Source organism: Enterocloster sp. 210928-DFI.2.20 (genome assembly GCF_020554465.1).
Classification (GTDB): Bacteria; Bacillota; Clostridia; order Lachnospirales; family Lachnospiraceae; genus Enterocloster; species Enterocloster bolteae.
This window is the reverse complement of record NZ_JAJCHK010000036.1, coordinates 1-12,799: the sequence shown is the minus strand read 5'-3', so window position 1 is coordinate 12,799 and position 12,799 is coordinate 1. Positions and strand designations below refer to the sequence as shown.

General features: G+C 50.5%; 13 protein-coding genes. 2 read left to right on the top strand and 11 right to left on the bottom strand.

Features of this window, described 5'->3' with window-relative positions; genetic code table 11:
- Nucleotides 1–101: 101 nt before the first annotated feature.
- Both LI015_RS23405 and trxB read right to left on the bottom strand, forming a co-directional pair.
- Entirely contained in the window at nucleotides 102–1,586 is a 1,485-nt protein-coding gene (locus LI015_RS23405) for a C40 family peptidase (protein WP_002592075.1), read from the bottom strand.
- 16 nt (nucleotides 1,587–1,602) lie between these two features.
- On the bottom strand, nucleotides 1,603–2,526 hold the full coding sequence (trxB, locus tag LI015_RS23400; RefSeq protein ID WP_002566473.1) for a thioredoxin-disulfide reductase: 924 nt from the start codon (nucleotides 2,524–2,526) through the stop codon (nucleotides 1,603–1,605).
- 268 nt (nucleotides 2,527–2,794) lie between these two features.
- Here trxB and ymfI point away from each other — a divergent pair, with 268 nt between their 5' ends.
- Together ymfI and LI015_RS23390 are read left to right on the top strand one after the other, a co-directional pair.
- Nucleotides 2,795–3,526, top strand: coding sequence for an elongation factor P 5-aminopentanone reductase (ymfI, locus tag LI015_RS23395; protein ID WP_002566474.1), 732 nt, complete (start codon nucleotides 2,795–2,797; stop codon nucleotides 3,524–3,526).
- Between the two features lie 200 nt (nucleotides 3,527–3,726).
- Nucleotides 3,727–4,182, top strand: a complete 456-nt coding sequence (locus tag LI015_RS23390) for a hypothetical protein (RefSeq protein WP_002566475.1) — start codon at nucleotides 3,727–3,729, stop codon at nucleotides 4,180–4,182.
- Nucleotides 4,183–4,363: 181 nt separating this feature from the next.
- Here LI015_RS23390 and rpsI read toward each other — a convergent pair whose 3' ends face one another.
- The 9 genes from rpsI to LI015_RS23345 form a co-directional block, all read right to left on the bottom strand.
- Nucleotides 4,364–4,756: a 30S ribosomal protein S9 gene (gene rpsI, locus LI015_RS23385; protein ID WP_002566476.1), complete on the bottom strand. Its 393-nt coding sequence runs from the start codon at nucleotides 4,754–4,756 to the stop codon at nucleotides 4,364–4,366.
- 24 nt (nucleotides 4,757–4,780) lie between these two features.
- The gene (rplM, locus tag LI015_RS23380; RefSeq protein WP_002566477.1) at nucleotides 4,781–5,209 is read right to left on the bottom strand and encodes a 50S ribosomal protein L13; all 429 of its coding nucleotides are present in this window, start codon (nucleotides 5,207–5,209) and stop codon (nucleotides 4,781–4,783) included.
- 227 nt (nucleotides 5,210–5,436) lie between these two features.
- Nucleotides 5,437–6,180, bottom strand: coding sequence for a tRNA pseudouridine(38-40) synthase TruA (gene truA, locus LI015_RS23375; protein ID WP_002570696.1), 744 nt, complete (start codon nucleotides 6,178–6,180; stop codon nucleotides 5,437–5,439).
- A 38-nt stretch (nucleotides 6,181–6,218) separates the two neighbouring features.
- A complete protein-coding gene (locus tag LI015_RS23370; protein WP_002566479.1) occupies nucleotides 6,219–7,019 on the bottom strand; it encodes an energy-coupling factor transporter transmembrane component T family protein in 801 nt (266 codons plus the stop codon).
- Nucleotides 7,012–7,890, bottom strand: coding sequence for an energy-coupling factor transporter ATPase (locus LI015_RS23365; RefSeq protein WP_227126473.1), 879 nt, complete (start codon nucleotides 7,888–7,890; stop codon nucleotides 7,012–7,014). The genes LI015_RS23370 and LI015_RS23365 overlap by 8 nt, the downstream gene beginning before the upstream one ends.
- Before the next feature lie 17 nt (nucleotides 7,891–7,907).
- Nucleotides 7,908–8,762, bottom strand: a complete 855-nt coding sequence (locus LI015_RS23360; protein WP_002570697.1) for an energy-coupling factor transporter ATPase — start codon at nucleotides 8,760–8,762, stop codon at nucleotides 7,908–7,910.
- A 476-nt stretch (nucleotides 8,763–9,238) separates the two neighbouring features.
- Complete coding sequence (locus tag LI015_RS23355; RefSeq protein ID WP_002566482.1) at nucleotides 9,239–10,225, bottom strand: hypothetical protein; 987 nt, start codon at nucleotides 10,223–10,225, stop codon at nucleotides 9,239–9,241.
- A gap of 45 nt (nucleotides 10,226–10,270) precedes the next feature.
- Complete coding sequence (locus LI015_RS23350) at nucleotides 10,271–11,266, bottom strand: hypothetical protein (RefSeq protein WP_227126472.1); 996 nt, start codon at nucleotides 11,264–11,266, stop codon at nucleotides 10,271–10,273.
- An 88-nt stretch (nucleotides 11,267–11,354) separates the two neighbouring features.
- Nucleotides 11,355–12,605, bottom strand: coding sequence for an N-acetylmuramoyl-L-alanine amidase family protein (locus LI015_RS23345; RefSeq protein ID WP_002566484.1), 1,251 nt, complete (start codon nucleotides 12,603–12,605; stop codon nucleotides 11,355–11,357).
- Between the last annotated feature and the right edge of the window lie 194 nt (nucleotides 12,606–12,799).

Genomic DNA, 12,799 nt, shown 5'->3' with positions numbered 1-12,799 from the left:
ATTCGTAATCACTACGAATCCGCAGAAGCCCTGTTTCATAATCATATGTCTGTCATCATATATTTGTCATCATATATTTGTCATTTCTTACCTGTCATCTCTTAATCCAAAAACGTAACAGCCTTACAGGGTGTCCTGTAATTTGCCGGCGTGATGCAGATACCCGTAGTGGGGTTGCTGGCGTGGATAACCTGGCCGCCGCCGATGTAGATGGCCACATGGTTAATGTAATCGCCGCTGGCGTAGAACAGCAAATCTCCCGGCTTGGCATCACTGACTGGTATGGACTTTCCTCTGGCAGCCTGGTCCCTGGAGCTTCTTCCCGTACTGATGCCGAAATGGGCAAATACGCTCTGAGTAAATCCGGAACAGTCAGCTCCGCTTGTCAGGCTTGTCCCGCCGTACACATAGGGATTGCCCAGGAACTGTTTTGCGTATGCCACCACTGCGTTACGGGTAGCAGAAGCCACCTCTGTGGAGGTTCCGCCAGGTGATCCCGGCCCCTTGCTGTCCACTGTCTCAGGTGCTTTTGCCGTTGTGGGCGCTGCCACCGTGCTGTCCTTGCCGTTCTCAGGATTGGCCGCGATGGTGGTGACGGCGTCTGTTCCCTTTGTCTCCTCTTTCTTGGGAGCTGTGGTGGCAGGAGCCTCCGTGGTCTTCTCGGCCTTTGTGGTGGCTGCCGTTGTCTTCTTGGCCGCATCTGCCTTCTTCGCGTCCTCCAGAGCCTGCAGGGCCTTCTCCGCATCTTCCTTGCGCTTGGCCTCCTCTGCCGCCTTGGCCTTCTCCTCTTCCACCGATACAGCCTTGTTAAACTCCACACTGGTCTTCATATATTCCTTGAACACATATCCTTCCAAATCTGAATCCACCTGCACCTTCAGGAAATCACCTTCCTCGCCCGTAACCACATAATGGGCGCCCTCTGACAGCAGTGTCAGTGTCTTTCCTTCCATGTCAGGACTTTGTCTCAGACGCAGGCTGGGGGTGCCCACTATGGTGCCATAGGTGGTTCCCACCTGCTTGGCCCTGGATTCTGCCTGCTGTCCTGTAACAAAGTAATCAGCTTTTATGTAGCCGGTCACGGAACCGGACTGAATCTTGTACCATTTTCCGCCCTCTCCGTCCACCGTGTCCAGGATGGTGGCCGCGCAATCATTGTTAATCTTGCCGGTGACACCGCTGCTGGTATTGGCCTCTGTACGGATGTTTACCGTGCCGTTTATCTTGGACACGGCAATGTTGTCATACGCCGAGGACTTTGGTTTGGACGCGGTCTCCTGGGCAGTCTTTGCCTTACCGGCGTCTCCTGACGCGCTGCCGGACTGGCCGCTTGCCTTATTGCCGCTGCCCTGGCCGCTGGCGGAACCAGCGGCTGTATTTGACTGGGCTGATTTGTTCTGTATGTTGGAATAGGATGAAGCCAGCTGCTTTTCCGGCTCTGTATTCCCTGCATAATAATTATTCAGCGCAACGGATATACCCGCCAGAGAAGAGCCTGTCTCCAGGTTTGTGGACGCCATAGCGTTCACAGAAAGCGCGCAGCTGCACAGACCGCTGAGCACGATTACTTTCTTCCAGTTATTCATCTGTAGCCTGCCTCCCCTAATTCTCTACCAGATACCGCTCCACACTGGTTATGGCGTTTGCACCGTCCGCAGCAGCTGTAATAATCTGACGAAGCGGCTTGGTCCTCACATCGCCTGCCGCAAAGATACCGGGTGCCGATGTCACAGTATCCTCCCCGGCCCTGATATAGCCGTGGTCCATATCCACCAAACCCTCAAAGGCCCTGCTCTCCGGTGTTATGCCCACTGCGATAAACACGCCCTGTACATCCAGTTCTCTTTTCTGTCCATTTTTTACATTGGTCAGGGAAAGACTCTTTACCATTCCATCCCCATTGATACTGTCGGCCACTGTGTCCCATATTACCTCCACATTATCCAGGGACAGCAGATTCTCCTGCAGGCTCTTGGCTGCCCGCAGTTCATTTCTCCTGTGAATCAGATACACCTTGCTGCACATACGCGCCAGGAAAATGGCATCCTCCACAGCCACATCGCCGCCTCCGATGACAGCCGTGACCTTATTGCGGAAAAATGCCCCGTCGCAGGTGGCACAGTAGGACACTCCGGCTCCTGCCAGCTCTTCCTCACCCGGCACGCCCAGCTTCCTGTGCACAGCTCCGGTGGCAAGTATAAGAGACCTGGCCTCATAGGTATTTCCCTGGCACACCACGCCCTTGATTGCGCCTTTTCCTCCATCCTGGATATTCAGAACCTCGTCCTCCACGAACCGGGCTCCCAGACGGTCTGCGTGTTCCCGGAATTTAATCCCCAGGTCGTATCCGCCGATTCCGGGAAGTCCGGGATAGTTGTCCACCTCATAGGTGGTCAGGACCTGGCCTCCGCTGACCATTGCCTTTTCTACCACAAGAGTGTCCAGCTTTGCCCTCTGGGCATAAACAGCAGCCGCCAGACCTGCCGGTCCGGAGCCGATAATAATCAAATCATAAATATGAGACATAGTTTCACCTTTTCCTTTTATTCGATCCAAGCCGATATTTTCACTGTTTTGTTTCAATCCGCACCCGGTAATGAAACAGAGTACGACTGTTTGTTTCCGGCAATGCATCCATCCGCCTGTTGGGGCGGGGGTATTTTAGCTTCTTTTGTTAAACAATTTGTAATTATTATATCACAAATAAATTATTTATTACAATTCAATTTCTTACAATTCTATCATTGGTATGGTAAAATATGTTATAACCCATAACAGAAAGGATGTGTATCTTATGCCGCGTAAAACCGTACTGGTCACCGGAGCCTCCAGAGGCATCGGCAAGGCCGTGGCAGTTAAGTTTGCAAAGAAGGGCTATAATGTGGCTATCAGCTGTGTCCACAGGGAGGAACAGCTGATGCAGACCCGGAAAGAAATCGAATCCTTCCAGGTCCCCTGCCTGGCATACAAAGGAGATATGGGGGACATGGCTTGCTGTGAGGAGCTGTTCCTTAAGATTAAAAAGATGTTCGGGGGCGTGGATGTCCTTGTGAACAATGCCGGCATCTCCTATATCGGACTTCTCCAGGATATGACTCCGGCAGACTGGGAGCGCATGCTGCGCACCAACCTGACATCTGTTTTCAATTGCTGCAAGCTGGCGGTCCCCTATATGATTTCTCAGAAGCAGGGAAAAATTGTCAATATATCTTCTGTATGGGGCGTTGTGGGCGCCTCCTGCGAGACAGCCTACTCAGCCACCAAAGGCGGTATCAACGCCCTGACAAAGGCCCTGGCAAAGGAGCTGGCCCCCAGCAATATCCAGGTCAATGCAATTGCCTGCGGAGCCATTGACACAGAGATGAACCAGTGGATGGATGAGGACGACCTTATCGCCCTGGTGGACGAGATTCCCTCCGGGCGCCTTGGCCGCGCTGAGGAGGTGGCTGATTTGGCTTACCATCTGGGCTATAAGGAATCATACCTTACCGGACAGATCATCGGACTGGACGGAGGATGGATTTAGACTGGCGGGGTTTGGCTGATGGGTTCAGGCCGGGGGATTTAGACCGGGGGCAGACTCCCACTATGTCTCCCGAACCTTTCCGAAACTTTTCCTTATCCTTACGAATATATTAACTGTATTGACCTTGGAGCCGCTCCATGGTGTAGAATTTACTCAGAAAAGCAATACACTAATATAAATCGCAAGGAGGCATGCTTCTTATGAAAAAGAAATATTTAGCAATCGCAGCTCTCTCCATGGCCCTGGCCGCAGGGAGCGCTATGACATCATTTGCTGCGGGATTCGTTCACACCTCTCAGGGAACAAAGTATCAGTGGGGTTCCGGAGATTACTGTACCAATAACTGGGTAAATTACAAGAACCACTGGTTTTTCTTCGGAGAGGACCAGATTATGCGTACCGGATGGATTCAGAAGGACGGCACCTGGTATTATGCCGCCGATACAGGCGAGCTCCAGGGCGGCATCATGAAGATCAACGGCAATGTCTACTACTTCGACAGCAACAGCTGTAAGTTACAGACCGGAGAACGCTCCTTCAATGGCCAGACCCACACCTTCACCGAAAACGGAACCACCGACGGCGGTCCATATGTTTATACAGAGTGGAACAGCAACGGAACACTCAGACGCGGTACCAAATTCGGGGTACGGTAATTCATAAATTGCATATCACACACAAGAACAGGGATGCCTGAGCCGGAAGGTTCAGCCATCCCTGTTCTAATGATATCAAAAACATAGAGAGCCAAAAAGACCTTCCGGAAAACTGGTTCCGAAAGGTCCTGTATACGTTTGTTGGGACATACTGGTGTAAACCAGATGTCTGACTCCAGAATTAACGCTTGGAGAACTGAGGAGCACGACGGGCTGCCTTTAAGCCGTACTTCTTTCTCTCTTTCATTCTTGGGTCTCTTGTTAAGAAACCAGCTTTCTTCAGGGCTGGTCTGTAATCAGCGTCTACCTGAAGGAGAGCTCTGGAGATGCCGTGACGGATTGCGCCGGCCTGTCCTGTTGTGCCGCCGCCGCGAACGTTAACCATTACATCGAATTTATCAGTAGTCTCAGTAGCTACTAATGGCTGGCGAACAATAACCTTTAAAGTCTCAAGACCAAGATACTCATTGATATCTCTCTTGTTGATGGTGATGTTGCCGGTACCTGGTACTAAATATACTCTGGCGATGGATTTTTTTCTTCTGCCTGTTCCGTAAAATTTTGCGTTAGCCATGATACTTTCTTCCTCCAATCCTCATTAAAATGTTAAAACTTCTGGTTTCTGTGCTGCCTGCTCATGGTCTGGGCCTGCATATACATGAAGCTTGCCAAACATGCTTCTTCCCAGAGGTCCCTTTGGAAGCATACCCTTAACTGCTAACTCGATAACCTTCTCAGGCTTCTTAGCCATCAATTCACGCAGGGTTGTCTCTCTCATACCGCCTACGTAATCAGAGTGATTGTAATAAATCTTCTGATCCAACTTCTTGCCGGTTACTTTAATCTTCTCAGCGTTCACAACGATTACATAATCGCCGCAATCCATATGAGGTGTGAAAATCGGCTTGTTCTTTCCTCTTAAAACCTTTGCTATCTCTGAAGACAGACGTCCTAATGTATATCCTGTAGCATCAACTACATACCATTTTCTTTCAATTGTCGCTGGACTAGCCATAAAACTCTTCATTGGTTAACCTCCTGTTAATCTCAACCTTGTTATACACCTGACATCCAACGGATGCCCGCTATATGCCTGATAAATATGGGAAGTATTTATCAATCAAAGTGCTCACTCCGGGGCTTTGGATGAGCATTCTTTGCTAATGTCACAGTTTTATATTATATAATACCAAACACTCCCTGTCAACCACTTTACAAAGAAAAAATGCCGAATAATCAAAGATATTCCGGCATTTACAGCTCATATTTCATTTCTATCAGGGTAAGCCCCCTGGCAGGCGCCGTGGGGCCTGCTGCCCGCCGGTCCTTTGCCTCCAGAATGGAGGGCATATCCTCTGCCTGTATATGGCCTGTTCCCACAGCCATCAGGGTCCCGGCAATGATGCGCACCATATTATACAGAAAACCGTTTCCGGTCACGCGTATGGTAATAATATCATCCGCATTTCTCGTAACATCAATCCTATAGACGGTCCTTACTGTATCCGTCACCTGGGTGCGGACACTGCAGAAGCTTTTAAAATCATGTTCCCCTTCCAGCATATTTGCAGCAGCCTGCATCCTGTCCACATCCAGCTTATAATAACAGAAATGGGAGTACAGGCGCTCCATGGGCATGTTGATTCTCCGGTTTAAAATCCTGTATTCATATGTCTTGATGCAGGTGCATTTTCTGGGATGCCAGTCAGAGGGCACTTCCTCGGATACCTGAACCCGGATGTCCTCTGGAAGCCTCTGGTTTAAGGCCATGCAAATTTTATCCGGCGGCATCTGGCTTTCTGTGTCAAAGACAGCCACATTCCCCCTTGCATGGACTCCTGAATCTGTCCTGCTGGCACCTATAACCTGGATGGGCTCCCTCATAAGCTGGGTAAGGGCTTCATTCAAAACAGATTCTATGGTCACTGCCCCCGGCTGTATCTGCCAGCCGTGATATTGGGTGCCGTCATAGGCAACCACAAGCCGTATTCGTTTCATTGATCCTACCTTCCTGTATATGCAGCGCAGTGCTCATTTTAGAGATAAACCCTGGACGCTATGATGACCACAAAATACAGGGCATATATCATATAGGCGTCATGGTCCGCCTGGCGGTACTGCAGGGGTTTCATCTTTGTGCGGCCGTCGCCGCCGCGGTAACAGCGGGCTTCCATGGCCATGGCCAGGTCTGTGGCCCTGCGGAAGGCGGAAATAAATAACGGCACCAGAAGAGGCACCATGGCCTTTGCCTTCTGTATCAGATTGCCGGTCTCAAAGTCAGCTCCCCTGGCCATCTGGGCCTTCATGATTTTATCGGTTTCCTCCACCAGAATAGGGATGAATCTCAGGGCAATGGACATCATCATGGCAACCTCATGGACCGGCACCCTGAACCGTTTCAGAAAGCCCAGGCCCTTCTCCAGACCGTCTGTCAGCTGGTTGGGCGTGGTGGTCAGCGTCATGATGGATGAGCCTATCACCAGATAGATAAGCCTCAGCCCCATAAAAAAGGCCATACGCACGCCCTCAAAGGTTATCTTGAAAATCCAGAACTTTACCAGTATGCGTCCGTCTGTCAGGAACAGATTGAAGCTGACACTGATTAACAGCAGAATCATGATAGCCTTCAGCCCCCTGAGAATGAAACGCACCGGCACCCTGGTCAGCTTAATCACAGCTGCCAGCACCACCGTGGCAATGACATAACCCCATATATTGTCAGCAACAAACAAGGAGGCTATGAATACCATAGTTCCAAAAAGCTTTGTCCTGGGGTCCAGTCTGTGAACGGCGGAGTCCACCGGATAGTACTGGCCCAACGTAATCTCTCTAAACATTTTTATCCCTGCTGCTTTCTGTCAGTTTATTCCTCAGCGCCAGAATAGCCTCCCTGGCCTCCGCCACTGTGGTAATATCATCATCAATATCAATGCCTTGGGCCTTCAGGTCATGGACCAGATAAGTTATCTGGGGCGCAGCCAGTCCCATGGTCTCCAGTTCCCTGTAATGGCAAAATACCTCCTTTGGCGCCCCGTCAAACACCTTCTGCCCATGGTTCATCACAATCAGACGGTCCGCATACCTGGCCACATCCTCCATGCTGTGGGAAACCAGTATGATGGTCATATGGCGCTCCCTGTGGAGCCTGTCAATCTGGTCCAGAATCTCATCCCTTCCCCTTGGATCCAGGCCGGCTGTCGGCTCGTCCAGTATAAGGACCTCCGGTTCCATGGCCAGCACGCCAGCTATGGCCACCCGCCGTTTCTGGCCGCCGGACAGCTCAAAGGGAGACTGTTTATAATAAGAAGGGTCCAGGCCCACCTGTTCCAGGGCTTTTTTTGCCCTGGCTTCGGCCTCCTCCCTGCCCAGTCCCTGATTCTTAGGTCCGAAGCATACATCTGTCAGCACATCCACTTCAAAGAGCTGGTGCTCCGGATACTGGAATACCAGGCCCACCTTGCTCCTCAGCTGCTTCATGTCATAGCCCTGGCTGTAGATATTCTCCCCGTTGTAGTAGAGTTCGCCTGCGCTGGCTTTTATCAGCCCGTTTAAATGCTGAATCAGGGTGGACTTTCCCGAGCCCGTATGTCCAATCAGACCCACAAATTCCCCGTCCTCAATCTCCAGATTCACGTCAAACAGGGCATGCTGCTCAAAGGCCGTGCCGCCGCCATATACAAAATTCAAATCAACTGCTTTTATTGACATCCTCTATCTCCTTCTCCCTATCTCAGAAGGGGTACCAGCTGTTCCACCAGCTCTTCCCTGCTAAGGATTCCATCCGTAAGGGGCATTCCTGCCTCCTTAAGCTCCCAGGCCAGCTCTGTGACCTGGGGCACGTCCAGTCCATGGCTCTTCAGTTCTTTGACCCTGGAGAAAATTTCCCTTGGCTGTCCGTCCATGACAATCCTGCCGTCGTCCATGACAATGATTCTGTCAGCCTCAATGGCTTCCTCCATATAGTGGGTAATCAGCAGGACGGTGATGCCTTCTGCCCTGTTTAACTCATGAATGGTCCGTATAACCTCCCTGCGGCCGTTAGGGTCCAGCATGGCAGTGGGCTCGTCCAGAATAATGCACTCCGGCTTCATGGCCATAACGCCTGCTATGGCCACCCTCTGCTTCTGTCCTCCTGAAAGCTTATTGGGTGACTGGAGCCGGTAGGCGGTCATTCCAACAGCCTTCAGGCTCTCCTCCACACGCTTCCATATCTCTTCTGTGGGCACGCCTATATTCTCCGGTCCAAAGCCCACATCCTCCTCCACAATATTGCCGATGATCTGGTTATCCGGATTCTGGAACACCATGCCGGCTGTCTTGCGGACATCCCAGATATGTTCCTCATCCCTGGTATCCATATCCCCCACCCATACGGTTCCTTCCGTGGGCAGCAGAAGACCGTTGACATGCTTGGCCAGAGTTGACTTGCCGGAACCATTATGGCCCAGCACAGCCACAAAATCACCCTTTTTTATATCCACATCCACACCGTCAATAGCCCGGTTCACTTCTTCTATATTTTCTTCCTCATCGCGTCTTATATACTCATATACCAGTTTTGCCGCTTTAACGATTCCCATATGCGTCCTTTCAAAACCTTCGTTCTGCTACGTTTCTCAATTTTAGTTGATATTACTATATAAGTCAAGAGCAGCGGCGCAATAATCCCGTTACAGGCGCCATGGCTGCATTCCGACCGCTCACCAGGCACTCTAAAGGGCTTCTGTCATGAGATACCCCCTGCTGCGCCCATTGGTTTCTGCTTACAGTTTCATTATATTTTTTTCCCATGCCAAAAGCAACTGTTTTCCTGTGACCTGCCCCGGGACGGAATGGAATATCTGATGGCGCAATGCAGTACATAACATCTATTATCATTTCTGTTCCGGCCGGTGTGATTTGCTAATACATCAGCAAATGCCGTGCAGAAAGTAATGATCAACAGACAGCCTGGGATATACCTCCTTAAAAGGAAAACGAATCCCCGAAGAGCTGCCTCTCTTCGGGGATTCGTTTGTGTTGTAATACACAATAACATCTTTTCTTATCTGACAATTCACTGCACCCAGGCCCCGTCATCCCCCACATAATACCCGTCCGGTGTAGTGGTATTGTAATACATGGCTCCGTCGTCTCCGCAGTAATACCATCTGCCGCCCCAGTCAATCCAGCCCGTCACCATGTATCCGGCGGCATTAAAAAAATACCACCTGTCATCAATATACTGCCAGTTATTTACCGTATAGCTCTTATCCGCATTGCAGTACCACCAGCCCACCGAATCTCTGAGCCAGGCGCCTTTGTAACTGGATGAGGAGGAACCGTATGTCCTTCTGCCGTCACTGATTTCATCCGCCTCCTCCGATGAAACATACCAGGAATCAGATTCCTCCCAGCTTCCCTTGTCGGAGGAGCTGTACACGGCCCTTACCTTAAACAGATAGTCACCGCTTTTTGTAATATAACCGGAAAAATCATAACTGGTATCCGAGGTTGTAAGTACGGAGGTAACGGAATTATCATTGCGGTAAAGCCTTACCTCGTATTTCCTCGCGTCCCCGCTGTCCTCCCACGAGGCCATGCCGTCGGATTCATCCCATTCCAGCCCGTAGACATCCAAATCATATCCGCTGTCACTGCCGTCCAGGGAATCCAGAGTAATGTATACGATCAGGGTGCTGCTCTTTCTGGTGACCGATGTAACTTTACCGTCCGCCCCTCTTAAATCCACATCACTTTTAGACAGACCGGAAGAAAAATAGTAATCATCCTCCGCCTCCACCGTAACCTTCAGCTTTGGCTTATCGCCGTCATCCCATCCATTTTTAGGTTCATTGGTTATCTCTATATCATCCACGTAATAGTCGCCGGAATCACAGGTCACATCCACGTCTCCGGAACTGTCGCCCGCCTCAATATTGGACTCCACATCCAGGGATATACTGTCTATCTCTGTCCTTGTGGATGCCATGGCCGTCCCGCACGTAAGCATCAGCAGCGCCCCTGACATCCAAATGACTGCCTGCTGTTTCAGTCTCCCCATATCACACTCTCCCTTTCACTGCAAACCATAAACTGTGCCTCTGCGTCAATGAATCCAGGCCCCGCTGTCATCTACCTGAAAGCCGTCCGGTGTGGTAACTCCCGCCGCCATAGCGCCGTCTTCATACATGTAATACCATGTATCCTGAATCTGGTTCCATCCGGTTACAGCATAACCTTCCGGGTTAAAATAGTACCATTTGCCCATGATACGCTCCCACCTGTCTGCTGCTGCGGTCCCATCCTCATAGGTAAAACGCCTGCCCTCCTGGTAATCACCCCAGGTGCCGTCTGTAATGCCCGGTGTATTGGCCCCGGAGGTAAGGGAACTTACAGCTTCACCATCCTCAAGATAATCCTGCTGGTTTCCGTTTCTTGCAATGGCCTGGACCTCAAAATAATACTGAACCCCCTCCTTTGTCATAAATGGTGAAAAATCGTACTCGGTACTGCCCTCCACAAGCTGGCTCACCACAGACCCCTGGTCATCATAGAGAACAACCCGGTAGGTGTTGGCGTACTTAACGGCATTCCATCTGGCAAGACTGGGGGTTGCACTGTCCCAGCCGGCCCAGGCAGTCTCTCCCAGCTGCGCCGCAACCTGGTACTTAAATTTCACCTGATATACATTTCCCAAATCTGATTCATAGTCCTCTCCCGTATACTTTTTTACGGAGGAAACCTTTGCTTCATTTCTTCCATTGGTCACACGAAGCTCCAGACTGTCCCTGCCCAGGCTCCCCGTGCAGCCCAGATACAGGGTTCCTGTCACCTCATTGCCTGCACTCCAGTTCAGGGGATCCTTGGACCACTCCACATCGGATGCCAGCTCCATCCCATCCGAGGAGCCTTCAGACACTTCCACATCCGGTTCCAGGGGATGTACCCTGTCTTTGTCATTGTCGTCCCTGCTGGTGCCGTCTGTGTCGTACTGGTTGGTAATCTCCAGCCTATATGTGGTTTTAGCCTGAGCACTTATGCTCAGGCCAAATACCATCAAACAAACGGCAGCAGCTGTAAAACAAAACCTGCCTCTTTTCATAGTGTCTCCTTTCAACTATCCTTCCTTTATCTATGAAAAATGCCGTCATACTTCTTTTTCCCGCAAATCACTCACAAACCTCTTTATCCTAATGCTGCCATACTCCATTGGCGTCTAACTGGAAACCGCTGATGGATGTGTTTACAGCCTTCTGTCCCTGTCCCGGATAGAAGTAGTACCAATTATCCTGGACCTTGTACCACCCTTCCACCATGGCGCCGCTTTCGTTCATGAAATACGTCTTTCCGTCAATGGTGAGCCAGCTGTTCTTGACCATGGCGCCTTCCGGTCCGTCCTGGTTGGGGTTCATATAGTACCAAATATTATTGGACTTTACCCAGCCTGTCTTCATATCGCCGCTTTCACCCAGATAGTACCATCCGCTGTTGGTCTGCTTCCATCCCGTCACCATCTTGCCTGTCTCGTCGAACAGATACCATTTATCATTCCATCTCAGCCAGCCGTTTTTCTGGTAGTTGCCGTCGGGATATTTAAAATACCATGTGTCGCCTTCCTTGCGCCATCCAACGTCCGTGTTTCCTCCGCTGGGAGTACTGCCGTTGCCGTCCTCCTGTCCGGTGCCGTCAGAAACCTCGTCCTCAGCGATATATAAGTCTCCTGCTTCGGTCCATTCGCTCTTCTTGCCGCGCTTCTTTTCCTCCTCTGTGTGGGGAACGGTCCTTACCTTAAAGGAATAATCACCTTCCTTGGTCATGTAAGGATAAAAATTATAGGATGTTCCCTTATACTCCTCCAGCTTCTTAACCACGGATGATCCACGGTACAAATACACGTCGTAATATCCGGAACCGCCGTTTTCCGGTTCCTCCCACCTGGCTCTTCCCCGGGTGCTGCCCCATTCCGCGTCTTCCGGCGGGTCGTAGGTCCCCTTGATTCCGTTTGCCCTGATTACCACCTTAAGGTCACTTCCGCTTTTGGAAGCAGACACAAAAGTTCCGCCGCTGACACTGACGCTGCCTGAACTGTAGCTGCTGCGGAAACGGTAATCATAATTGCTGTTGCTGGAACTCTCCGGCTCCAGCCACACAGTTATCTTTGGCGTATCGCCAATGGTCACTTCCTTATCATTGGACCACTCTGCTGACTGAACCCTGTATTTGTTCGATGAAGTGTATACCTTGTTCCCGCTGTCGCTGGAATCTGTTCCCAGGCTGTCACCATCATTGATTTCATCCCCTGAATCCAGGTCTATATCCACCTTCAAAGAGATGTTCGTGATATACTTATAATCAGATGATGCCATGGACTGGATGGGCATAGCTGTAATCAGCGTACCCGTGGCCAGGGCCAGACATAACAATCGCTTCATGCTTCTCATGAAATTCAACCTCCTCCAAGGATTCCCCCTTGCTGCACTTTCCTTGTTTCTTCTTTTCCTGGTTCTATTATAGACCAGGGGACAGTTTTGCGTCAACTTACGATATTCTTGCGATATTTTCACGATTATTTCAGGAACTAAAAAAGGTTCTATACTGAATGTTGGGGTGTGCTGAAAAGCACACTTCCAACATT